The 21,563-nt window shown below is 59.6% G+C and carries 20 protein-coding genes; 14 read left to right on the forward strand and 6 right to left on the reverse strand.

What is annotated here, in order from left to right; genetic code table 11:
• Positions 1 to 63 precede the first annotated feature (63 nt).
• Positions 64 to 1,542, forward strand: a complete 1,479-nt coding sequence (locus tag AC4PS7_RS26420) for a helicase HerA-like domain-containing protein (RefSeq protein ID WP_492179838.1) — start codon at positions 64 to 66, stop codon at positions 1,540 to 1,542.
• Positions 1,543 to 1,546: 4 nt separating this feature from the next.
• Here the strand turns inward: AC4PS7_RS26420 and AC4PS7_RS26425 are convergent, their stop codons facing one another.
• Positions 1,547 to 2,002, reverse strand: coding sequence for a DUF721 domain-containing protein (locus AC4PS7_RS26425; RefSeq protein WP_010208073.1), 456 nt, complete (start codon positions 2,000 to 2,002; stop codon positions 1,547 to 1,549).
• Between the two features lie 305 nt (positions 2,003 to 2,307).
• Between AC4PS7_RS26425 and secA the strand changes: the two genes are divergently transcribed.
• From secA to AC4PS7_RS26440, 3 genes are all read left to right on the forward strand, one after another.
• On the forward strand, positions 2,308 to 5,043 hold the full coding sequence (gene secA / locus AC4PS7_RS26430; RefSeq protein ID WP_021491226.1) for a preprotein translocase subunit SecA: 2,736 nt from the start codon (positions 2,308 to 2,310) through the stop codon (positions 5,041 to 5,043).
• 124 nt (positions 5,044 to 5,167) lie between these two features.
• A complete protein-coding gene (gene argJ, locus AC4PS7_RS26435) occupies positions 5,168 to 6,385 on the forward strand; it encodes a bifunctional glutamate N-acetyltransferase/amino-acid acetyltransferase ArgJ (RefSeq protein WP_010208078.1) in 1,218 nt (405 codons plus the stop codon).
• A gap of 13 nt (positions 6,386 to 6,398) precedes the next feature.
• Positions 6,399 to 7,343 (forward strand): Nudix family hydrolase, encoded by a 945-nt coding sequence (locus tag AC4PS7_RS26440; protein WP_069672751.1) that lies wholly within the window; start codon positions 6,399 to 6,401, stop codon positions 7,341 to 7,343.
• Positions 7,344 to 7,468: 125 nt separating this feature from the next.
• On the opposite strand, the gene AC4PS7_RS26445 is transcribed toward AC4PS7_RS26440, so the two are convergent.
• From AC4PS7_RS26445 to AC4PS7_RS26455, 3 genes are read right to left on the reverse strand one after another with little or no spacing between them, the layout of a single operon-like run.
• Positions 7,469 to 8,047 carry a cob(I)yrinic acid a,c-diamide adenosyltransferase gene (locus AC4PS7_RS26445; RefSeq protein WP_492179827.1) on the reverse strand — a complete coding sequence of 193 codons (579 nt, stop codon included), beginning with the start codon at positions 8,045 to 8,047 and terminating at the stop codon, positions 7,469 to 7,471.
• A gap of 2 nt (positions 8,048 to 8,049) precedes the next feature.
• The gene (locus AC4PS7_RS26450; RefSeq protein ID WP_492179828.1) at positions 8,050 to 10,086 is read right to left on the reverse strand and encodes a sensor histidine kinase; all 2,037 of its coding nucleotides are present in this window, start codon (positions 10,084 to 10,086) and stop codon (positions 8,050 to 8,052) included.
• A gap of 46 nt (positions 10,087 to 10,132) precedes the next feature.
• The gene (locus AC4PS7_RS26455; protein ID WP_021491231.1) at positions 10,133 to 11,050 is read right to left on the reverse strand and encodes a putative 2-dehydropantoate 2-reductase; all 918 of its coding nucleotides are present in this window, start codon (positions 11,048 to 11,050) and stop codon (positions 10,133 to 10,135) included.
• 123 nt (positions 11,051 to 11,173) lie between these two features.
• Between AC4PS7_RS26455 and AC4PS7_RS26460 the strand changes: the two genes are divergently transcribed.
• Positions 11,174 to 11,659: a YajQ family cyclic di-GMP-binding protein gene (locus tag AC4PS7_RS26460; protein WP_010208088.1), complete on the forward strand. Its 486-nt coding sequence runs from the start codon at positions 11,174 to 11,176 to the stop codon at positions 11,657 to 11,659.
• 135 nt (positions 11,660 to 11,794) lie between these two features.
• Positions 11,795 to 12,637 carry a mechanosensitive ion channel family protein gene (locus AC4PS7_RS26465; RefSeq protein WP_010208089.1) on the forward strand — a complete coding sequence of 281 codons (843 nt, stop codon included), beginning with the start codon at positions 11,795 to 11,797 and terminating at the stop codon, positions 12,635 to 12,637.
• 191 nt (positions 12,638 to 12,828) lie between these two features.
• Here the strand turns inward: AC4PS7_RS26465 and AC4PS7_RS26470 are convergent, their stop codons facing one another.
• Positions 12,829 to 14,127: an OprD family porin gene (locus AC4PS7_RS26470; RefSeq protein WP_021491232.1), complete on the reverse strand. Its 1,299-nt coding sequence runs from the start codon at positions 14,125 to 14,127 to the stop codon at positions 12,829 to 12,831.
• A gap of 886 nt (positions 14,128 to 15,013) precedes the next feature.
• Between AC4PS7_RS26470 and AC4PS7_RS26475 the strand changes: the two genes are divergently transcribed.
• Both AC4PS7_RS26475 and AC4PS7_RS26480 read left to right on the forward strand, forming a co-directional pair.
• Entirely contained in the window at positions 15,014 to 15,439 is a 426-nt protein-coding gene (locus AC4PS7_RS26475) for an HIT domain-containing protein (RefSeq protein ID WP_045791683.1), read from the forward strand.
• A gap of 3 nt (positions 15,440 to 15,442) precedes the next feature.
• A complete protein-coding gene (locus tag AC4PS7_RS26480; protein ID WP_042571238.1) occupies positions 15,443 to 15,649 on the forward strand; it encodes a SlyX family protein in 207 nt (68 codons plus the stop codon).
• 69 nt (positions 15,650 to 15,718) lie between these two features.
• Here AC4PS7_RS26480 and AC4PS7_RS26485 read toward each other — a convergent pair whose 3' ends face one another.
• Entirely contained in the window at positions 15,719 to 16,321 is a 603-nt protein-coding gene (locus AC4PS7_RS26485) for a cold-shock protein (protein ID WP_154846687.1), read from the reverse strand.
• A gap of 415 nt (positions 16,322 to 16,736) precedes the next feature.
• Between AC4PS7_RS26485 and AC4PS7_RS26490 the strand changes: the two genes are divergently transcribed.
• From AC4PS7_RS26490 to ruvC, 6 genes are all read left to right on the forward strand, one after another.
• Complete coding sequence (locus AC4PS7_RS26490) at positions 16,737 to 17,210, forward strand: Dps family protein (RefSeq protein WP_010208097.1); 474 nt, start codon at positions 16,737 to 16,739, stop codon at positions 17,208 to 17,210.
• Between the two features lie 180 nt (positions 17,211 to 17,390).
• On the forward strand, positions 17,391 to 17,723 hold the full coding sequence (locus AC4PS7_RS26495) for a ribbon-helix-helix domain-containing protein (RefSeq protein ID WP_010208100.1): 333 nt from the start codon (positions 17,391 to 17,393) through the stop codon (positions 17,721 to 17,723).
• 168 nt (positions 17,724 to 17,891) lie between these two features.
• A complete protein-coding gene (locus AC4PS7_RS26500) occupies positions 17,892 to 18,113 on the forward strand; it encodes an FmdB family zinc ribbon protein (RefSeq protein WP_010208103.1) in 222 nt (73 codons plus the stop codon).
• Positions 18,114 to 18,220: 107 nt separating this feature from the next.
• The gene (gene aspS / locus AC4PS7_RS26505; protein WP_021491234.1) at positions 18,221 to 19,996 is read left to right on the forward strand and encodes an aspartate--tRNA ligase; all 1,776 of its coding nucleotides are present in this window, start codon (positions 18,221 to 18,223) and stop codon (positions 19,994 to 19,996) included.
• 135 nt (positions 19,997 to 20,131) lie between these two features.
• A complete protein-coding gene (locus AC4PS7_RS26510; protein WP_010208107.1) occupies positions 20,132 to 20,878 on the forward strand; it encodes a YebC/PmpR family DNA-binding transcriptional regulator in 747 nt (248 codons plus the stop codon).
• A 142-nt stretch (positions 20,879 to 21,020) separates the two neighbouring features.
• The gene (gene ruvC / locus AC4PS7_RS26515) at positions 21,021 to 21,545 is read left to right on the forward strand and encodes a crossover junction endodeoxyribonuclease RuvC (RefSeq protein ID WP_010208108.1); all 525 of its coding nucleotides are present in this window, start codon (positions 21,021 to 21,023) and stop codon (positions 21,543 to 21,545) included.
• Positions 21,546 to 21,563: the final 18 nt, after the last annotated feature.

A 21,563-nucleotide genomic window follows, 5' to 3' on the forward strand; every position in this document is an offset into this window, starting at 1 on the left:
TTGTGGGTCTCACACTGATCTGTATCGACCTGGCGACACTAAAGATTAACCATGGGTGACGAAATGCCTGACTCCACGCAACTCCTAATCGGCGCCGGCCTCGACGGTCAGCCTATCGCCCAGGCCATGCGCCTGGCCAACCGTCACGGGTTGATCGCCGGTGCTACCGGCACGGGCAAAACCGTCACGCTGCAACGCCTGGCCGAAGCCTTCAGTGATGCCGGCGTGGCGGTGTTTGCCGCGGATATCAAGGGTGACCTGTGCGGCCTGGGCGCCGCGGCGAACCCGCAGGGCAAGGTCGCCGAGCGCATCGCCGGCATGCCGTTCCTCAATTACGCGGCCAAGGCTTATCCGGTCACGCTGTGGGATATCCACGGGCTGTCCGGTCATCCATTGCGTACCACCATCAGCGAAATGGGTCCCTTGCTGCTCGGTAGCCTGTTGGAACTCACCGACAGCCAGCAGTCGGCGCTTTACGCCGCGTTCAAGGTTGCGGACCGCGAAGGCCTGTTGTTGCTGGACCTCAAGGATCTCAAGGCGCTGCTTAACCACCTGCGCTATCACCCCGAACTCCAGGGCGAAGACGCGGCGCTGATGACCACCGGTTCCAGCCAGGCACTGTTGCGACGTCTGGCGGTGCTGGAGCAGCAGGGCGCCGAAGCCTTGTTTGGCGAGCCGGCCCTGCAGTTGGAAGATATCCTGCAACCCACCAGCGACGGTCGTGGGCGCATCCACCTGCTGGATGCCAGCCGGTTGGTGCACGAGGCGCCAAAGGTGTACGCGACCTTCCTGCTGTGGCTGTTGGCGGAGTTGTTCGAGCAACTGCCCGAGCGCGGTGACGCCGACAAACCGCTGCTCGCACTGTTTTTCGATGAGGCGCATTTACTGTTCGCCGACACGCCGAAGGCGTTGCAGGAACGTCTGGAGCAGGTGGTGCGGTTGATCCGCTCCAAAGGGGTGGGCGTGTATTTCGTCACCCAATCCCCGGGCGACTTGCCGGACAGCGTGCTGGCCCAGCTCGGCCTGCGCATTCAGCACGGCCTGCGTGCGTTTACTACCAAGGAACAGAAGTCCTTGCGCGCCGTCGCCGACGGTTTTCGGCCGAACCCGGACTTTGATGCGCTTTCGGTATTGACCGAGCTGGGCACGGGTGAGGCTTTGGTGGGGACACTGCAGGAAAAGGGTACGCCGGAAGTCGTCCAGCGCGTTCTGGTCGCACCGCCGCAGTCACGGATCGGGCCGCTCAGCGAAGCCGAGCGTGCCGCAATGGTCGCCAGTTCGCCGTTGCTAGGCCGGTATGACAAGCCGATTGATCGGGAATCGGCTTATGAAGTGTTGATGGCACGCAAAGAGCTTGGGCCAAACGAGGAGGCCAAGCCGGCTGCCGAGGAACCTAGCTTCACCGATAAGGCCGGGGCGTTTCTCGGCACAACCGCAGGCAAGGCGCTGAAGTCCGCGATGCAGCAAGCTGCCAATCAGATGGGGCGGCAACTGGTGCGTGGCTTGTTGGGGTCGTTGTTGGGCGGCAGCAAGCGCAAGTAGCGATTCAGGGCTTGCGCTTGGCGTGGGCCGCCAGCCGCTCAAGCGCCGCGCGCAAGCCTGGGTTGCTGATCCCTTCTGCCGTTGCCTGGATGGTTTCGGCGGCATTGGGCGACAGATCATGAATATGCTCCACCACGCCAGGTTGGGTGGTGGGGGGTTGCACCTTGAACTGGATGCGCGTCAGGCCAGCGAATTCCTCAAAGGCCATCAATTGACGCTGCAGGCGTTTTTGCTGATAGCGCAAACGGGTCGCCCAGTGGCCATCTGTGACAATAAGCAGCAGGTTGCCTTCACGCCAGGACGCCACGCGGCAATGTTCGCGTGCGGCCGGTTGCAGCTGGGTTTCGAGCAGGCGTTGCAGACGGCCCAAGCGTTGGGCATGGCCAAAGATGGCTTTCAGCGGCTTGGCATCGCGAAGCAACACGGCGGGAGCACGGGCTGATAAGGGGCGAAATGCCATTATTGGACACCTTAAGTAACAGAGCCGCCATCTTAGCAGAACCCGCCTGTGTGCCCCCAGGCAATGCATCTCCGAGGTTTTATTCATGAAATCAATTGGTAACTTATGCGCTCCATGGGTTGAAGTTCCAGCAAAAGCCCTTATTTTAAACAAGCCCTCTCACAGCACCATGCCAGCCTCGGGGAACAACGCCACTTTCCTCACCCACGAATCCGGGTAGAATGCGCGTTCGCATGCGGCCGTGAGGGCTGCTCGGGCCACTCACGGTGCGCCCTCCATCCCTATGTGTGGAAGAACCTGCCGATATGTTTGCGCCTTTGTTAAAGAAACTTTTTGGAAGCAAGAATGAGCGCGAAGTCAAACGCATGCTCAAGACGGTGCAGCTGGTCAATGCCTTCGAAGAGCAGATGGTTGCCCTTTCGGACGAGCAATTGCGCGCCAAGACCCAAGAGTTCAAGGCCCGCATAGCCAAAGGTGAAACCCTCGACAAGCTGCTTCCCGAAGCCTTTGCGGTCGCCCGTGAAGCCGGTAAGCGTGTCATGGGCATGCGCCACTTCGACGTCCAGTTGATCGGCGGCATGACCTTGCATGAAGGCATGATTGCCGAAATGCGTACCGGTGAAGGCAAGACCCTGGTAGCAACCCTGGGCGTTTACCTCAACGCGCTGTCCGGCAAGGGCGTGCACGTTGTGACGGTGAACGACTACCTGGCGCGCCGGGACGCCAACTGGATGCGCCCGCTGTATGAATTCCTCGGCCTGACCGTCGGCGTGGTAACGCCGTTCCAGCCGCCGGAAGAGAAGCGTGCCGCCTACGCTGCCGACATCACCTACGGCACCAACAACGAATTCGGTTTCGACTACCTGCGCGACAACATGGCGTTCAGCATGGAAGAAAAATTCCAGCGCGAACTCAATTTTGCCGTCATCGACGAAGTCGACTCCATCCTCATCGACGAAGCCCGTACCCCTCTGATCATCTCCGGCCAGGCCGAAGACAGCTCGCGCCTGTACACCGAAATCAACAAGTTGATTCCGCGTCTGGAGCAGCACATCGAGGAAGTGGAAGGCGTGGTGACCAAAGAAGGTCACTTCAGCATCGACGAGAAGACCCGCCAGGTCGAACTCAACGAAGCCGGTCACCAGTTCGTCGAAGAGATGCTGACCCAGATCGGAGAGCTGGCCGAGGGTGAAAGCCTGTACTCGGCACATAACCTGGGCCTGCTGACCCACGTGTATGCCGGCCTGCGCGCCCACAAGCTGTTCCATCGCAACGTCGAATACATCGTGCAGGACGGCCAGGTCGTGCTGGTTGACGAACATACCGGCCGCACCATGCCGGGTCGCCGTCTGTCCGAAGGCCTGCACCAGGCCATCGAAGCCAAGGAAAACCTCAACATCCAGGCTGAAAGCCAGACGTTGGCGTCCACCACTTTCCAGAACTACTTCCGTCTGTACAACAAGCTGTCCGGCATGACCGGTACCGCAGACACCGAAGCGTTCGAATTCCACCAGATCTACAACCTGGCCGTGATGGTCATTCCGCCGAACAAACCGTTGGCGCGTAAAGACTTCAACGACCTGGTGTTCCTGACTGCCGAAGAGAAATACGCGGCAATCATCAACGACATCAAGGACGGCATGGCCCAGGGTCGCCCGATCCTGGTGGGTACCGCCACCATCGAGACTTCCGAGCACGTATCGAACCTGCTCAATAAGGAAGGCATCGAGCACAAGGTCCTGAACGCCAAGTTCCACGAAAAAGAAGCCGAGATCATCGCCCAGGCCGGTCGCCCAGGCGCACTGACCATCGCGACCAACATGGCCGGTCGCGGTACCGACATCCTGTTGGGCGGTAACTGGGAAGTGGAAGTTGCGGCGCTCGAAAACCCGAGTCCCGAGCAGATCGCCCAGATCAAGGCCGACTGGCAGAAACGCCACCAGGCTGTTCTGGAGTCGGGTGGCTTGCAGGTGATCGCGTCCGAGCGTCATGAATCGCGCCGTATCGACAACCAGCTGCGTGGTCGTGCCGGTCGCCAAGGTGACGCCGGTTCCAGCCGTTTCTACCTGTCCTTGGAAGACAGTCTGATGCGCATCTTCGCCTCGGACCGCGTGAAGAACTTCATGAAGGCCCTGGGTATGCAGTCCGGCGAAGCGATTGAGCACCGCATGGTGACCAATGCCATCGAGAAGGCCCAGCGCAAGGTCGAAGGTCGCAACTTCGATATTCGTAAGCAACTGCTTGAGTTCGATGACGTCAACAACGAACAACGTAAAGTGATTTATCACATGCGTAACACGTTGCTGGCCGCCGACAATATTGGTGAGACCATCGCTGACTTCCGTCAGGACGTGCTCAACGCCACCGTCAGCGCCCACATCCCGCCACAGTCCCTGCCGGAGCAGTGGGATGTTGCCGGTCTGGAAGCCGCGTTGAAGAGCGATTTCGGTGTCGACCTGCCGGTTCAGCAGTGGCTGGATGAAGACGATCACCTGTACGAAGAAACCCTGCGTGAAAAATTGATGGCCGAGCTGTTGGCCGCGTACAACGAGAAAGAAGAGCAGGCGAGTGCCGAAGCACTGCGCACCTTCGAGAAACAAATCGTACTGCGCGTGCTGGACGATCTGTGGAAAGACCACCTGTCGACCATGGACCACCTGCGTCACGGCATCCACCTGCGTGGTTACGCCCAGAAGAACCCGAAGCAGGAGTACAAGCGCGAGTCGTTCACGCTGTTCTCCGAACTGCTGGATTCGATCAAGCGCGATTCGATTCGTGTGCTCTCCCACGTTCAGGTGCGTCGTGAAGACCCGATCGAGGAAGAAGCGCGCCTGCGTCAGGAAGCCGAGGCGCTGGCTGCGCGCATGCAGTTCCAGCATGACGAAGCACCGGGCCTGGAAGCGCCTGAGGTATTGGGCGAAGAGGTCGACGTGGCCCTGGCTCAAACCCCGGTTCGCAATGACCAGAAGCTGGGCCGCAACGAGCTGTGCTACTGCGGTTCGGGCAAGAAGTTCAAACACTGCCACGGCCAGATCGAATAAGCTTTCTGCCTGACGCTGCTACATCCTGCGCCGCGACCGGCCTCTGCCGTCGCGGCGTTTTGCCATTAATTTTGCCGTTGCTCACGACGGTACAGACATCATCTGATTTTTAAGGAGCGCATTCATGGCTGTTGGTCTTGGTCCTTTGCCCACATTGCACCCGGTTGCCGGTTTTGAACTCGGTATCGCTTCGGCCGGCATCAAGCGCCCGGGGCGCAAGGATGTGGTGGTGATGCGCTGTGCCGAAGGCTCGACCGTCGCCGGTGTGTTCACCCTCAACGCGTTCTGCGCCGCGCCGGTGATCCTGGCCAAGCAACGCGTTGCCGGCACGATCCGTTACCTGCTGACCAACACCGGCAACGCCAACGCCGGCACCGGCGAGCCAGGCCTGGTGGCAGCTGCGCGCACCTGCGCCAAGCTGGCCCAGTTGACCGGCGTGGACGCCAGCCAAGTGCTGCCTTACTCCACTGGTGTGATCGGTGAACCGCTGCCTGTCGAGAAAATCGAAGGTGCATTGCAAGCCGCGCTGGACGACCTGTCTGTGGATAACTGGGCCGCCGCCGCGACCGGCATCATGACCACCGACACCCTGCCGAAGGGCGCGAGCCGCCAGTTCGTGCACGACGGCGTGACCGTCACCGTGACCGGCATCAGCAAGGGCGCGGGCATGATCCGCCCGAACATGGCCACCATGCTCGGCTACATCGCCACCGACGCCAAGGTCTCCCGCGACGTGTTGCACAGGCTGATCCTCGATGGCGCCAACAAGTCATTCAACCGCATCACCATCGATGGCGACACCTCGACCAACGACTGCTGCATGCTGATCGCCACCGGCCAGGCCAACCTGCCGGAAATCACCGAGGCCAGCGGCCCGTTGTTCGCGGCGTTGAAGCAGGCTGTGTTCGAAGTGTGCATGGAGGTGGCACAGGCCATCGTGCGTGACGGCGAGGGTGCGACCAAGTTCGTCACCGTTGAAGTGAATGGCGGCGGCAATCACCAGGAATGCCTGGATGTAGGCTACACCGTCGCGCATTCGCCGCTGATCAAGACGGCGCTGTTCGCCTCTGACCCGAACTGGGGCCGTATCCTGGCGGCTGTGGGCCGTGCCGGCGTGCCGGACCTGGACGTGAGCAAGATCGACGTGTTCCTCGGCGACGTGTGCATCGCCAGCCGTGGCGCCCGTGCCGAAACCTACACCGAGGCCCAGGGCTCGGCGGTGATGCAGCAGGAAGAAATCACCATCCGCATCGAACTGGGTCGCGGCGAGTGCAGCGAAACCATCTGGACCACCGACCTGTCCCACGAGTACGTGAAGATCAACGCGGAATACCGGACCTAAGAGGATAAGCGCGGTGAAACGAGTGCATGTAGCAGCAGCGGTGATCCGCGGTGTCGACGGCAAAATCCTGCTGGCGCGCCGCGCCGATACCCAGCACCAGGGCGGCCTCTGGGAATTCCCCGGCGGCAAGGTGGAAGCCGATGAATCGGTCGCCAACGCGCTGTCCCGCGAATTGCAGGAAGAGCTGGGCATTCAGGTCACTACCGCGCGCCCGCTGATCAAGGTGCAGCACGACTACCCGGACAAGCAGGTGTTGCTGGATGTCTGGGAAGTCTCGGCCTTTACCGGCGAGCCTCATGGTGTTGAAGGGCAGCCGCTGGAGTGGGTGGCCCCCCGAGACCTGCTCAACTATGCGTTTCCGGCCGCCAATGCGCCGATCGTTGCGGCGGCGCGCTTGCCTGCCGAGTACCTGATCACCCCAGGCGAACTGGAAACCCCGACGTTACTGCGGGGTATCCAGAAAGCCATTGCGGGCGGTATCAAACTGGTGCAACTGCGTGCGCCCAACGGCTACGACCCAAAATACCGCGACCTTGCGGTGGATGCGGTGGGCTTGTGCGCGGGTAAGGCTCAACTGATGCTCAAGGGGCCGTTTGAATGGTTGGGCGATTTTCCTGCAGCCGGCTGGCACATGACGGCGGCGCAACTGCGTAAATACGCCAGCAAGGGTCGCCCGCTGCCGAAGGATCGCTGGCTGGCGGCGTCGTGCCACAACGCAGAAGAGCTGGCATTGGCGGAAATGATGGACGTGGATTTTGTCACGCTGTCGCCGGTGCAGCCGACCCAGACGCATCCTGATGCGCAGCCGTTGGGTTGGGAGCAGGCGGTGGCGTTGATCCGAGGGTTCAGCAAGCCGGTGTTTCTGTTGGGTGGGGTTGGGCCTGCCGAGCGGGAAAAAGCTTGGGAGGCTGGGGCTCAGGGTGTGGCTGGGATTAGGGCGTTTTGGCCGGAAGTTTGATGCTGTTTTGACAGGCCTCTTCGCGAGCAGGCCCGCTCCCACATTTGACGGAGTTCCACCTTTGGAATGCAGTCAAATATGGGAGCGGGCTTGCTCGCGAAGGCGTCAGGCCAGACGCCTCATCATTAACGTGGCTTGGCCGCCGCCTGCCACAACATCTCGGCCACACCCTGGCGCTTGGCGATGACCCTGGCCGCCACGAACAGCAAATCCGACAACCGATTGATGTACGCCAACCCCACGCCTTCCAACGGCTCAACCGCATTCAACTGCTGACACCGCCGCTCCGCACTGCGCGCCAGGCTGCGGCATACATGGGCCTGGGCGATCAGCGCCGAGCCACCTGGCAGGATGAAGTTCTCCAGCGGTCCCACGTCCTCATTCCAGCGGTCAATCGCTGCTTCCAGTCGGTCGACCTCCGCAGCGTTCAAGGCTTTGTACACCGGCATTGCCAATTCACCCCCCAGGTCGAACAAACGATGCTGGCATGGCGTAAGCACCTCGATCACATCCTTAAGTTCCGGATGTTTGCCACTCTGTTCCTCCAGGCTGGCCAGCAATAAACCCAGCTGGCTGTTCAGCGTATCAACTTCACCAATCGCTTCCACCCGTGGGTGGTCCTTGGGCACACGGCGGCCATCGCCCAGGCCGGTTTCGCCCTTGTCGCCGGTGCGTGTATAGATCTTCGACAGGCGAAAGCCCATGGTCATTGCTCCAGTTGGGTGAGTTCGTGAGGTGGCAGTTGGCTGCCAGCCAAGGGCAGACGTAGCGTGAAGCACGTACCTTGGCCGAGGGCTGAATGCACTTCCATCTGGCCCTTATGGTTGTTGGTGATGATGAAATACGACACCGATAGCCCAAGCCCGGTGCCCTGGCCGATTTCCTTGGTGGTGAAGAACGGCTCGAAGGTGCGCTTGCGCACGTTTTCACTCATGCCGATGCCGTTGTCTTCCACCTGGATTTCCGCCCAGGGCGGGTTGAGGCGCGTGCGTAGGATGATGCGCCCCGGTTCGCTGTCGTCTTCCCGCAGATGGATGGCCTGGGCCGCGTTTTTAAGCAGGTTGAGCAGCACCTGTTCCAACTCGTTGGCAGTGCCGGGCACCGGGCCGAGTTGAGGGTCGAACTGGCGAATGATCGCCTGGCCCTTGAAGTCGAAGCCGATGGCCAGGTCGAAATCGTTGCCGGCGATTTCCACAGCCTGGTCGATCAGCGCCGGTAGGTCGCAGGGCGCCATTTGTCGATTGCTGCGACGGCTGAAACTGAGCATGTGGGTGACGATCTTCGCCGCCCGCGCCCCAGCCTGCTGGATGCCATCAAGCAATTGCGGCACTTCGCGGCTTTGCAGGTAGCGGTTGACCGTTTCCAGCTCGATGCCCGCCTGCTGCGCATGCTCCAGGTTCTTGGGCAGGTCGGGGGACAGGCGGCGGCGGATGTTCTGCACGTTGTGCAGGATTGCTCCCAGCGGGTTGTTGATCTCATGGGCCATGCCGGCAGCCAGGCCACCCACGGAGAGCATTTTCTCCGACTGCACCATCATTTCTTCCAGAGACAGACGCTGAGTGATGTCATCGATACGGATCACCACGCCGCGCCCGGCCCCACCCATCAGCGGGTAGAAGGTCAGGGCGTAATGCTTGGCTTCGTCGTCCTTGAACCAGGTGACGCGTTCGATGCGTTCCACGGTGTGCTGTTCTACCGCTGCACGAATCTGCGGCAGGTACGGCTTGAGCGGTTGGAACGCCAGGTAGATCGGCTGGTTCAAGGCTTCGTCCAGGCGTGTGCCGGAGAGGGCGCTGGCTTCCTGGTTCCATTGGGTGACGTAAAGCTGTTCATCCAGGGCGATCAGCGCCGAGGGCATCGAGTCGATGATGCTGTTCAGGTAATTCTGGAAACCGGTGAGTTTCTTCTCGATCTTGCTGCGAACCTGCACTTCCAGTTCCAGCTTGCGGTTGGTGTGGCGCGTTTCTTCCGCCAAGCCTTGCGCCTGGTCATACGCCGCCTGGGAGTCGTCCCGCGCGCGTTTGAGCTGCTGCTCACGGGCTTCGATGCGCGACAGCATGGTGTTGAAGGCTTCGGCCAGGCTGCCGATCTCATCGTGATTGCCACGGCCGGCGCGCAGGGCGTAGTTCTCTTCGCGGGTGACCTGACGCGAGAGTTCTTCCAACTCGTGGATTGGCCGGGTGATCAGGCGTTTGATCTGACGGGCGATAACCAGCCACAGCAGCACGCTGAAAATCAGGATGCCCAGGCTGGCCGTCAACGTGCCGGTATAAAACGCCACCGGCAGCTCGCTACTGGCGACCAGCAGTAGATGCCCGGACGGCTGACCGGCCCGGGGCAGGGTGATGATCTGGTTACTGCGAAACTCGGTCACGCGCCAGGCTTCGATATGCCGATAGTTGTCTGGCAGGTGCAGGCGGTCGCCGTGTTGCATCTGAGCCAGGCGGTTGCCGTCGCCGTCGTACAGGGCCGCGGCGCGCAACGGCGAATAACTGGTCAGCTCGTTGAGCAGCGCGTCAGCCTTGGCAGGCGATTCGAGGGCTTTGGCGGCGAGCGCCGGGTTGGACACCAGGCGACCAATGGCCTGCAAGGCCTGGGGCGCCATGCTTTCCTGGGAGATCCAGTAGGCGGCGCTGATAAAGGTCAGGTTGGCCACCAGCAATACCGTGGTCAACAGCACCAGCAAGGCGGCCAGCAGTTTCTGCCCGACCGGTAGGTTTTCAAGACGCTGGCGCAGCGGCATCAGGGTTTTCCCAGGAGATAGACAGGCGGGCAGGGTAGCGCGTGGCTCAGTCGCGGGGCAATCCGCGTGCAAGCAACTGCTCGACCAGGCGCACTTGCAACTGTTGAAGGTGCGGCAGGTTCAGTTGGTGACGGGCGGCCGCCTGGCAAGCATAGCCCAATAGGTAGCTGATTTCGGTGCGACGGCCGGCGGCCACGTCCTGGTACATGGAGGAGTAATTCGCAGCGGTGGCCTGGATCACCCGTTCCACTTCGTGTTGCAGATCCAGCGCGGCAGCGGGTTGGCCACAGCATTCCAGCAGTTCGACGAGTTCAGCGCACAAGGTGGCGACTTCGCATTGATGGGCCTGCAGTTCTCCATTGCGGCACTGATACAGCACGGTCAGCGGATTGATGGCGCAATTGAGCCCCAGCTTGCGCCATAGCCGGGTGAGGATATCGGTGCTCCAGTCGTGGGGGATACCGGCGGCGTGCAAGTCGTCCAGCCACACGGGCGGGGTAGGGTGGCTCGCGTCGCCCAGCCAGGTGTATCCATGGCCGGCAAACACCACGCGCCAGTCGCCATCGCGAAAGGCGCCTTCGGTACTGGAGGCAAAGATGCAACGCGCCTGGGGCAACTGCGCGGCGACAGCATCCTGGCTGCCCAGGCCGTTTTGCAGCAGGATCAGTTCGGCGTCGGGCGCCAGTCGATGGTGCAGCTGGGCGACTGCGCTTTGGGCGTCATAGGCTTTGCATGCCACCAGCAGGCGATGAATCGGCCCAGGGCTGTCGGGTGTTTCGCCTATCACTGGGTAGCTGTGTTCTACGCCATGTTCCACCAAGGTCAGCCCCTGGGCTGCCTGATAGCTGGCCAGGCGCGCCTCATCACGCAGGATCAACCTGACGGGCACGCCCGCGCGCGCCAGACGTGTGGCCCAGAGTGTACCCAGGCTGCCGGCGCCGAGAATATGCCAGGTGGTCGACATCAGTTTTTGCTCCGTAGGGTCGCCCGCAGCGAACGGGACGAAAGAACCGCTATAATGCCTCGGCATTTTAGCTTGGGCGCGCTCCATCTCTACTGAGCCCGCCCCTTATATTGGAGAAATGACATGCCTTCGTTCGACGTGGTATCCGAACTGGACAAACACGAAGTCACCAACGCCGTCGAGAACGCCGTCAAGGAGCTGGACCGTCGCTATGACTTGAAAGGCAAGGGCAGCTTCGAATTCAAGGAAAAAGAGCTGACCGTCAACCTGACCGCTGAAGCCGATTTCCAGCTGGAAGCGATGATCGAGATCCTCAAGCTGTCCCTGGTCAAGCGCAAGATCGACGCGCAATGCCTTGAAATCAAGGACGCCTACGCCTCCGGCAAGCTGATGAAGCAAGAAGCCATCCTCAAGGAAGGCATCGACAAGGAGCTGGCAAAGAAGATCGTTGCTCACATCAAGGACGCCAAGCTGAAAGTCCAGGCTGCCATCCAGGGTGAGCAGGTTCGCGTGACCGGCAAGAAGCGTGACGACCTGCAAGAGGCCATCGCGGCCCTGCGCGCCAAGACCTTCGACATGCCGCTGCAGTTCAATAACTTCCGCGACTGATGGCACATTGGGGAACCTGTGGGCGTTTTTGACGTCCCACGCCCCAGAACCAGCGCCGACTATTGAGCCCTACGGGGCTCAATTGCATTTATGGCCATTCAATACGCCGAGCATCCGGTAAACAGGAGAATGTAGATGGATTTGAACGCTGAAGTGGATCACCTGATCAAGACCTCAGAATCGTGGTTGCCGATGATCATGGAATACGGCAGCCGGTTTTTGCTGGCAGTGGTCACCCTGGCCATCGGTTGGTGGCTGATCAACGTATTGACCCACCGAGTGGGACGTTTGCTGGCCCTGCGTAACGCCGACCTGGCGCTGCAACACTTCATTACCAGCCTGGCGAACATTGCGCTCAAGGTCATGCTGGTGGTCAACGTGGCCTCCATGATCGGCGTAGCCACCACCTCGTTCGTGGCCGCGATCGGTGCCGCCACCCTGGCCATCGGCTTGGCACTGCAAGGCAGCCTGGCGAACTTCGCCGGCGGCGTGCTGATTCTGTTGTTCCGCCCGTTCCGTATTGGTGACTGGATCGAAGCCCAGGGCACATCCGGCACCGTCGACAGCATCCAGATCTTCCACACCGTGCTGCGCACCGGTGACAACAAGACCGTGATCATCCCTAATGGCAGCCTGTCCAACGGGCTCATCACCAACACCAATCGTCAGCCGACCCGCAAGGTGGTGTTTGATGTGGGTGTCGACTATGAAGCCGACCTGCAGAAAGCCCGTGAAGTGCTGTTGGAGCTGGCCAAAGACCCACGTGTGTTGGCAGACCCGGCCGCAGTGGCGGTGGTTTCGACCTTGGGTGACAGTTCGATCACTGTTTCCCTGCGTTGCTGGACAAAGACCGCGGATTATTGGGATGTAGTGTTCATGCTGAACGAACTGGCACGTGACCGTTTGAAAGCGGCGGGGATTGATATTCCGTTTCCGCAGCGGGTTATTCGTGTGATGCAGGAAACAGTTGCCAAGTAATGTGAAGTATTGGTCGTGAACTTGGCCGTTAGGTCAGGTTCAGGACGCAAGCGTTAATCTCGTTAGTTAGCTTGCTAGTTATTTCCTGCTGAAACATTACAGCCATTAAAAAGCCGCTCCGTTGTTAAACAAGGGAGCGGCTTTTTGTTTAAGGCCGTAGCCTTAAGTCATCGCTGTAATAAAACTGTCAATTACAGGATGTTCAGCGGGTAGTTCGCGATCAGACGCAGTTCGTCGATCGAAGGCGAACCGTAGTACACGCCATCGCCGGAGCGATAAGTGGCTTGACGCAGACGCAAGCTCAGGTCTTTAGCCGGTCCGCTCTGGATCACGTACTTGGCTTCGATGTCGCGTTCCCACTCTTTACCGTTCGAGGTGGTGGCGGTGTTGGCGCCGCTACCGGTCACGTAACGAGTCATGAAGCTCAGACCAGGAATGCCGAAGGTAGCCATGTTGATGTCATAACGCGCCTGGTAAGACTTCTCGCCTTCGGCGTTGAAGTCGGAACGGGCGATGGAGTTGGCCAGGAACACTGTGCCGCCGCCGTCTACGCCGTAGCCGTAGTCGCCGTCACCGGTAACTTTCTGGGCTGCCAGGGTGAAGGTGTGAGCGCCGATGGTGTAGGCACCCTGCAAGCTGAACGCACGGTTGTCGAGCTTGGTGCGTTCTGCGAACGGCAGACCGTTGTCTTTGTAAGCACGTTGCAGGCCTTCGCCGTCGCTCTTGGTGTCGTAGATGTTGAAGTCCAAGGCAAACGACTGGTCGTCACTCAGCGCGTGGGTCCAGTTCAGGTTGCTGTAGTACTTACGGAAATAATCTTCAGTTTTTGCGTAGTACAGGCTACCGGTGAACTCGGGGGTGAAGGAGTAGACACCGCCGACGAAGTCGGTTTTGGTCAGGCCCAGGCTGTCATGGTAGGTCTGGTTCTGCGCGACGCTGGAAGTGAAGTGACCGCCTTCGAGCTTCAGGCCCTTGATCTCGTTGCTGGTGATCGAGATACCCTGCGGCAGCTCTGGCAGCAAACGGCTGTCGTCGGAGGCGAATACTGGGGCTGTGGTGTATTGGTCACCCACTTTCAGCACAGTATCGGAGATACGGAATTTAACCGCGCCGCCGCCTTTGGAGTAGTCATCTTGCGAACGACCGTCGGAACCGGTTGGGAACAGACCGGTACCGGCACGACCCTTGCCACTGTCGAGCTTGACGCCCAGCAGGCCGATCACGTCAACACCGACACCGATGGTGCCTTGGGTGAAGCCCGATTGGTAGAGGGCGTTGAAGCCCAGGCCGGTTTCTTCGGCACGGCTCTGGGAGCCTGGGCCCGACGGGTTGTTACGGAAGTCGCGGCTGAAGTACAGAGCGCGAGTATTAATGCTGAAAGTGCTGTCTTCAACAAAGCCTTTGGAATCGCTTTGGGCGGACGCCATTGCGAACTGCGTAGTGCCTGCTGAAACAGCCAGGGCGATCATGCTCCACTTCATCACGCGCATCGTGATTTGCTCCTTTGGTTTTAGGAAGAGTACTGCCGTCCCACCTATATTTTTGTCTGGGCGGCTCTTTCTTTTTGTGTCGGCGCAAAGTTATATCACGCTGACAATATTGGCGATACTTGCCCAACTTTCCTTTCAGCTTCTTTACGAGCTTGTCGTAGATTGCTAGATCCATGTCGCAAATTCACAGCCTCACTGTAACGAGGCTGACAACTTCAATACTGTTTCCAAGCCGTTAAAAGAACGCAAAAAACGTTACTTTCCAGGATTTATTCCAGGGTTTGGAATCTTCCTTGGTGCGCATTGAACCGCTGCTGTTTTCATCGCGAAACACCTGCTTCCGTTCCGGTGCCGTTGCCGACGATAGGCGGATGAATGCAGCAAGCGTGCCCAAACCGTAAATCGAATGTCATTTTTTCGTGAAAAACGTTACCGCTTCGTGAAAACCGCATAAACACGGGGTTTTTACGCCGAATGGTTTGGCCTTGACGCGCGTGCTCTGCCTTGCTCAAGGGGAGCCTAAATTCCGTATCTGCGAAAAACGTTACCCGTTCACCCCAATCAGTGGGTAGTCGGCGGATCTCTTTGAGGCGTGGTTGGGTCATTTTGGTGCATGCCCTCTGATGCCTCAGGCGATGGATGATGGCTCAATGCTTTGTTTTGTGAGACCTCTGCATCGGGGGCTCTCGTCGCAATGCGGTGATCAACGGTGGGTCAATCGCCGCGGGATTGGTGATTGAGCGTAGTCGAAAAATTCGTTTGGCTCGAAATGGTGCGCTTTTTTTCTCCACGCCTTGCCTGGGGGCGCATTGGTCGGCGTGAAGCGATAGCGATTCGCGGGTATGCTGGGGACCTTGAACCTGACCTGCCGAACGGAGTGCCTGCAGTGTTCGCTTTAGATCAACGCCTTCAACAAGACACACTGGTCATCGGGGATTTCCCCCTGTGCCGCCTGCTGCTGTCCAATGACTCGAACTACCCCTGGTTCATTCTGGTGCCGCGAATCAACGGTATCAGTGAAGTGTTTCAACTGGATGTCGCGGACCAGCAGCGCTTGTGGCAAGAAACCACTACCTTGGCCCAGATGCTGAATGAAGGCTTTTGCGCCGACAAAATGAACATCGGTGCCCTGGGCAATGTAGTCAGCCAGTTGCACGTGCACGTGATCGTGCGCAAACGTGATGATGCCGCCTGGCCGGCGCCGGTATGGGGCAAACATCCGGCGCTGCCGTATACCGATGAGCAAGTGGCAACTGTCCTTGCTCGCCTGCGCGCGCTGTTGCCCGCCGACTTCGTCTTTACCCAGGGTTGAATCATGGATCTGCTAGACCGCGTCAACGATCTGGAAAGCCGCCTGGCTTTCCAGGACGACACCATCGAGACCCTCAATGACATCCTTGTCACCCAGCAGCGGGCCGTCGAGCGCCTGCAACTGCAGATGACCGCGCTGCTCAAGCGCCAGGAAGAAATGGGCGGTCAGTTCGAAACGTCCGAAGAAGAAGCGCCGCCGCCTCACTATTAATAGGCATGCATAAAAAAACCGCGACCCAGCTGAGCTGGATCGCGGTTTTTTTTGCTGCGAAGGCGGGTATCAGCGACGCGGCAGTGCAGCGATCACGTCTTCAGCCTGCAGGCCTTTGTCGCGATTCATGACGGAGAACTCCACGCGCTGGCCTTCCACCAGGACACGATGGCCTTCGCCGCGAATAGCCCGGAAGTGGACGAAGATATCGTCGCCCGAATCGCGGGAAATAAAGCCGAAGCCTTTGGACGTGTTGAACCACTTGACGGTACCGGTATCCCGATTGGTCATGTCGTAGGTTTGCGACGAGGCCGCAGGGGCCGAACGGTAGAAGCTGATGGCCAGGTGAAGAACAATGGCGACCACAGCAATCACCAGGCTGAGCAGGATGGCCGGGTGGCCACCGACTTCAGGCATAGGTGCCAGGAGGGTGAGGGTTTGTACGACAACAGTCAGCACCAGCAGCGCGCTGACCAGGTTTTGCAGTTGATGACGCGTGCCTTTGTTCCAGTAAGGGATCACCGGTGCCAGCGTCAGGTTAAGAAGGCCGAACAAGGCCAGGTACAGAGCGTCGTTTTGTTCCAGATACGGCAGGCTTTCAGGCTGCAGGCTCGGGATAAAGGACAGCAGCAAAGCTGCAACGCCCGTTAGCAGGTGGACGATTTTCAACATTTTGATTAACTCACGTTAAGACGGATCACAAGGAAGAGCTGACTGGCACGGTTCGCTTCTGAACAATGGGAGGCGTTGGGCACGTGCGCGGGGTATCAGCCTATGTCGCTGCCGCAGAAAGTAACGGCGACGACACGCAGCCTATTTAACAGCAAAGGCTGTGCCTACTCAAATCAAGCATTTCGGGCTGTTGCAAGGACGACGGCATTTCTGCGTCAAACGCTTGTCCTAGACACGTGGGGGCTTTTCAAACGGCCTGTTCGGACATTTTCCGCGTGGACCGAAGGCTTGGATTGTGTCGTGTTGGCAGGCCAAGGCGGGGCGAATTGCCGCGCCGGGCTGCGGATCCACGGCACACTTGCTAGAGTGGTCCTGCACCTGATCAATGAATGCTTGTCAATTGAAGGGGATAAACATGGCAATCGATATCGGTATCAGTGAAGAAGATCGTAAATCCATCGTCGATGGGCTTTCGCGACTGCTTTCCGATACCTATGTACTGTACCTGAAGACCCATAACTTCCATTGGAACGTCACGGGGCCGATGTTCCGCACGCTGCACTTGATGTTCGAAGAGCAGTACAACGAGCTGGCGTTGGCTGTGGACTCCATTGCCGAGCGTATCCGTGCGTTGGGTTTCCCGGCACCAGGTGCCTACTCCATCTACGCCCGTCTTTCTTCCATCAAGGAAGAAGAAGGCGTGCCGAGTGCTGAAGACATGATCAAGCAACTGGTAGAAGGCCAGGAGGCGGTCACTCGGACTGCGCGCGGCATCTTCCCGCTGCTCGACAAGGTCAGCGATGAGCCGACGGCCGACCTGTTGACCCAGCGCATGCAGGTTCACGAGAAAACGGCGTGGATGCTGCGTTCCCTCCTCGAAAGTCAGTAAACCACTGCCCTGGGCGGCGCCTTCCCGGCGCCGCTCGCTTGTTTCCACGCATTTCCTGGCGTTGTCCTACGCCTATCAACGTCGCGTCTTCTGGCTGCTGCACTCTGCCTGCTGTTTGATAAGGCCATTGCCCAATGGGACAACCCATGGGCGGCTGTTTGGCAATGGAGTGTCAGGTGTATGTCACGCGGAGTGGGTAATGGAGTCATGGAAAACGGTGGTTTTCATAAGGTAAAGGTCGACCCCTTTGTAAAAGGGTTCGACATGGGATTGGCCAAGCCATTGTCCCGGTCGGTGAGGCTCAATGGGTTTTCCACGTGCCTGCGGCTGGAGCAGATCTATTGGAATATCCTCACGGAAATCGCCAGGATCAACGCCTGCTCAGTCAGTGCGTTGCTGTCTTATGTGGATCGGGAAGTGCACTTGCGTCATGGCGGCGTGAAGAACTTCAGTGGGTTGGTCAGGGTGGTGTGTGTGGTTCACGCCCTGAAAGAACGTGTTGAAGCGTCGTAATCACCCGGCTTCGGGGTCGGCCCTTCTTCAAGGTGGGGGTGGCCCCTGGGCAGAAAGCCGGCTGCGCTGCCTCGATTTACCAGATATAATCCCGCGCTTTGCTGCGCGTGCCGGGGTTATCTCGTAGCAGGCGTGGCGCAGTAACGTTCTGATCGCCGAGACATCGCCATGCCCATGTACGACTATCAATGTGCTTCCTGTGGTCATCAGTTGGAAGCCATTCAGAAGATCAGCGCCGCGCCGCTGGTCGATTGCCCGGCCTGCCAAGCGCCGGAGCTCAAGAAAATGTTGTCCATGCCAGGCTTCCGCCTGAGCGGCAGCGGCTGGTACGAGACCGATTTCAAGACCGGCTCGAAGAAGAACCTGGCGGGCGGCGACAAAGCAGACTGAGTTGAACTCTACGCGCAGGCTCCTGCATTATCCGTCCCCTGCTTTAATGTACGGTGACGAGGCAAGCCTCCACCGAATTTCGAATTACGAGAAGTGAAACCACTACCATGATGCGCAGCCACTATTGCGGCCAACTGAACGAGACCCTGGAAGGTCAGGAAATCACCCTTTGCGGATGGGTTCACCGTCGCCGCGACCACGGCGGGGTGATCTTCCTCGACATCCGTGATCGTGATGGTCTGGCCCAGGTGGTGTTCGACCCGGATCGTGCCGAAAGCTTCGCCGCTGCCGACCGCGTGCGCAGCGAATACGTCGTGAAGATCACCGGCAAGGTACGTCTGCGTCCGGCCGGTGCCGTGAACAAGAACATGGCGTCCGGCGGCATCGAAGTGCTGGGCTATGAATTGGAAGTGCTGAACGAATCGGAAACCCCGCCGTTCCCACTCAACGAATACTCCGACGTGGGCGAAGAAACCCGCCTGCGCTACCGCTTCCTGGACCTGCGTCGTCCGGAAATGGCCGAGAAGCTGCGCCTGCGCTCGCGCATGACCACCAGCATCCGCCGCTTCCTCGACGAAAACGGCTTCCTGGACGTTGAAACGCCGATCCTGACCCGGGCCACCCCTGAAGGCGCGCGTGACTACCTGGTGCCGAGCCGTACCCACGCCGGTTCGTTCTTCGCCCTGCCGCAATCGCCGCAGTTGTTCAAGCAACTGCTGATGGTGGCCGGCTTCGACCGTTACTACCAGATCGCCAAATGCTTCCGTGACGAAGACCTGCGCGCCGACCGCCAGCCGGAATTCACCCAGATCGACATCGAGACCAGCTTCCTCGATGAAAAAGAGATCATGGGCCTGACCGAGCAGATGATCCGCAACCTGTTCAAGGAAGTGCTGGACCTGGAGTTCGGCGACTTCCCGCACATGACCTTCGAAGAAGCCATGCGCCGCTACGGTTCCGACAAACCCGACCTGCGTAACCCGCTGGAACTGGTGGACGTGGCCGACCAGCTCAAAGAAGTCGACTTCAAGGTATTCAGCGGCCCGGCCAACGATCCGAAATGCCGCATCGCCGCCCTGCGCGTGCCTGGCGGCGCGAGCATGCCGCGCAAGCAGATCGACGACTACACCAAGTTCGTCGGCATCTACGGTGCCAAAGGCCTGGCGTACATCAAGGTCAACGAGCGCGCCAACGGTGTTGATGGCCTGCAATCACCGATCGTTAAAAACATTCCACTCGACAACCTGAACGCGATCCTCGACCGCGTCGGTGCAGTCGACGGCGACATCGTGTTCTTCGGCGCCGACAAGGCCAAGATCGTCAGCGAGGCCCTGGGCGCGCTGCGGATCAAGCTGGGTCACGACCTGAACCTGCTGACCTGTGAGTGGGCCCCGATGTGGGTCGTTGACTTCCCGATGTTCGAAGAGAACGACGACGGCAGCTTCAGCGCCTTGCACCACCCGTTCACCGCGCCGAAGTGCTCCCCGGCTGAGCTGGAAGCCAACCCGGCTGGCGCTCTGTCCCGCGCCTACGACATGGTGCTCAACGGCACCGAGTTGGGTGGCGGTTCGATCCGTATCCACCGCAAGGAGATGCAACAAGCGGTATTCCGCCTGTTGGGCATCAACGAAGCGGAACAGGAAGAGAAGTTCGGCTTCCTGCTCGACGCCCTGAAATACGGCGCGCCGCCGCACGGTGGCCTGGCGTTCGGCCTGGACCGTCTGGTGATGCTGATGACCGGCGCCCAGTCGATCCGTGAAGTGATCGCCTTCCCGAAAACCCAGAGCGCTGCGGACGTCATGACCCAGGCTCCAGGTGTGGTGGATGCCAAGGCACTGCGCGAGCTGCACATCCGCCTGCGCGAGACGCCGAAGGCTGAGTAAGGCTGCTGCGTGAAAGCGCACTGAGGTTTACGCAGTCTAAAAAGGCGCATCTTCGGATGCGCCTTTGCGTTAAAGGACTACCTCCCGCCCAGGGCGGGGTTGATCAAGGTTTCTACAGAATTTCGGAGTTGTGTTATGGCTGGCCATTCCAAGTGGGCGAACATCAAGCACCGCAAAGAGCGTCAGGATGCCAAGAAAGGCAAGATCTTCACCAAGTGGATCCGCGAGCTGACCGTCGCCGCCCGGCAGGGCGGGGGTGATCCAGGCTCCAACCCGCGTCTGCGTCTGGCGCTGGACAAGGCCCTTGGCGCCAACATGAGCCGCGACATCATCGATCGCGCCGTGGCCCGTGGCGCCGGTGCTGCCGATACCGACGACATGGTCGAGCTGAGCTACGAAGGCTACGGCCCGGGCGGCGTGGCGGTGATGGTCGAGTGCATGACCGACAACCGCAACCGCACCGCGGCAGCCGTGCGCCATGCGTTCAGCAAGTGCGGTGGCAACCTCGGCACCGACGGTTCGGTGGCTTACCTGTTCGAGCGCAAAGGGCAGATCACCTTCGCCCCAGGCACCGATGAAGACGCGCTGATGGAAGCCGCCATGGAGGCGGATGCCGACGACGTAGTGACTAACGAAGATGGCTCCATTGACGTGTTCACTTCGTTTGCTGGTTTCTATGCCGTGCGCAACGCGCTGGAAGCGGCGGGTTTCAAAGGCACCGACGCGGAAATCGTGATGCTGCCGACCACCAGTGCCGAACTCGACCTGGACGGTGCGCAGAAAGTGCTGAAGATGCTGGATATGCTTGAAGACCTGGATGATGTGCAAAACGTGTATTCCAACGCCGACATCCCGGAAGAAGTGGCCGAACAGCTCACCTAAGAACGATGAAAATCCAGTGTGGGAGCGGGCTTGCTCGCGAAAGCGGACTTTCAGTCGATGCATCAGGTGACTGACACACCGTATTCGCGAGCAAGCCCGCTCCCGCATTGGATCTATGTGTATCCACAGAACTGCAGGCGTTATGACTTTAATCCTAGGTATCGACCCCGGTTCGCGCATTACCGGTTTTGGCGTGGTGCAACAGACCCCGCGCGGCTGTGTCTACGTCGCCTCGGGCTGCATCCGCACCGGCGCGGGTGAATTGGCCGACCGCTTGCAGATCGTCTATCGCGGCGTACGCGAAGTCATCCAGACCTATGGCCCGGTTACCATGGGCATCGAAAAGGTGTTCATGGCCAAGAATGCCGACTCGGCATTGAAGCTTGGCCAGGCCCGTGGTGCTGCGATCGTGGCGGGTGCCGAGGAGGGCATGGAGATCGCCGAATACACCGCGACCCAGGTCAAACAGGCGGTTGTCGGTACCGGCGCAGCCAATAAAGAGCAGGTGCAGATGATGGTCATGCACATGCTCAAGCTCACCTCAAAACCGCAGATCGACGCCTCCGACGCCCTGGCCATCGCCATTTGCCATGCCCACACCCGCTCCAGTCTGCTGCCCCATGGCCTGGGTACGGCACGCAGTCGTGGCGGGCGCCTGCGTCTCTGATAGCATCAGCGCAATCGT

This window comes from Pseudomonas sp. DW-iso3, assembly GCF_058725305.1.

Excerpts from the sequence above, each read along its gene's own strand:
- AC4PS7_RS26420 (WP_492179838.1), top strand. The coding sequence starts at position 64 with ATGCCTGACTCCACGCAACTCCTAATCGGCGCCGGCCTCGACGGTCAG.
- AC4PS7_RS26425 (WP_010208073.1), bottom strand. The coding sequence starts at position 2,002 with ATGGCATTTCGCCCCTTATCAGCCCGTGCTCCCGCCGTGTTGCTTCGC.
- secA (WP_021491226.1), top strand. The coding sequence starts at position 2,308 with ATGTTTGCGCCTTTGTTAAAGAAACTTTTTGGAAGCAAGAATGAGCGC.
- argJ (WP_010208078.1), top strand. The coding sequence starts at position 5,168 with ATGGCTGTTGGTCTTGGTCCTTTGCCCACATTGCACCCGGTTGCCGGT.
- AC4PS7_RS26445 (WP_492179827.1), bottom strand. The coding sequence starts at position 8,047 with ATGGGCTTTCGCCTGTCGAAGATCTATACACGCACCGGCGACAAGGGC.
- AC4PS7_RS26450 (WP_492179828.1), bottom strand. The coding sequence starts at position 10,086 with ATGCCGCTGCGCCAGCGTCTTGAAAACCTACCGGTCGGGCAGAAACTG.
- AC4PS7_RS26455 (WP_021491231.1), bottom strand. The coding sequence starts at position 11,050 with ATGTCGACCACCTGGCATATTCTCGGCGCCGGCAGCCTGGGTACACTC.
- AC4PS7_RS26460 (WP_010208088.1), top strand. The coding sequence starts at position 11,174 with ATGCCTTCGTTCGACGTGGTATCCGAACTGGACAAACACGAAGTCACC.
- AC4PS7_RS26465 (WP_010208089.1), top strand. The coding sequence starts at position 11,795 with ATGGATTTGAACGCTGAAGTGGATCACCTGATCAAGACCTCAGAATCG.
- AC4PS7_RS26470 (WP_021491232.1), bottom strand. The coding sequence starts at position 14,127 with ATGCGCGTGATGAAGTGGAGCATGATCGCCCTGGCTGTTTCAGCAGGC.
- AC4PS7_RS26480 (WP_042571238.1), top strand. The coding sequence starts at position 15,443 with ATGGATCTGCTAGACCGCGTCAACGATCTGGAAAGCCGCCTGGCTTTC.
- AC4PS7_RS26485 (WP_154846687.1), bottom strand. The coding sequence starts at position 16,321 with ATGTTGAAAATCGTCCACCTGCTAACGGGCGTTGCAGCTTTGCTGCTG.
- AC4PS7_RS26490 (WP_010208097.1), top strand. The coding sequence starts at position 16,737 with ATGGCAATCGATATCGGTATCAGTGAAGAAGATCGTAAATCCATCGTC.
- AC4PS7_RS26495 (WP_010208100.1), top strand. The coding sequence starts at position 17,391 with ATGTCACGCGGAGTGGGTAATGGAGTCATGGAAAACGGTGGTTTTCAT.
- AC4PS7_RS26500 (WP_010208103.1), top strand. The coding sequence starts at position 17,892 with ATGCCCATGTACGACTATCAATGTGCTTCCTGTGGTCATCAGTTGGAA.
- aspS (WP_021491234.1), top strand. The coding sequence starts at position 18,221 with ATGATGCGCAGCCACTATTGCGGCCAACTGAACGAGACCCTGGAAGGT.
- AC4PS7_RS26510 (WP_010208107.1), top strand. The coding sequence starts at position 20,132 with ATGGCTGGCCATTCCAAGTGGGCGAACATCAAGCACCGCAAAGAGCGT.
- ruvC (WP_010208108.1), top strand. The coding sequence starts at position 21,021 with ATGACTTTAATCCTAGGTATCGACCCCGGTTCGCGCATTACCGGTTTT.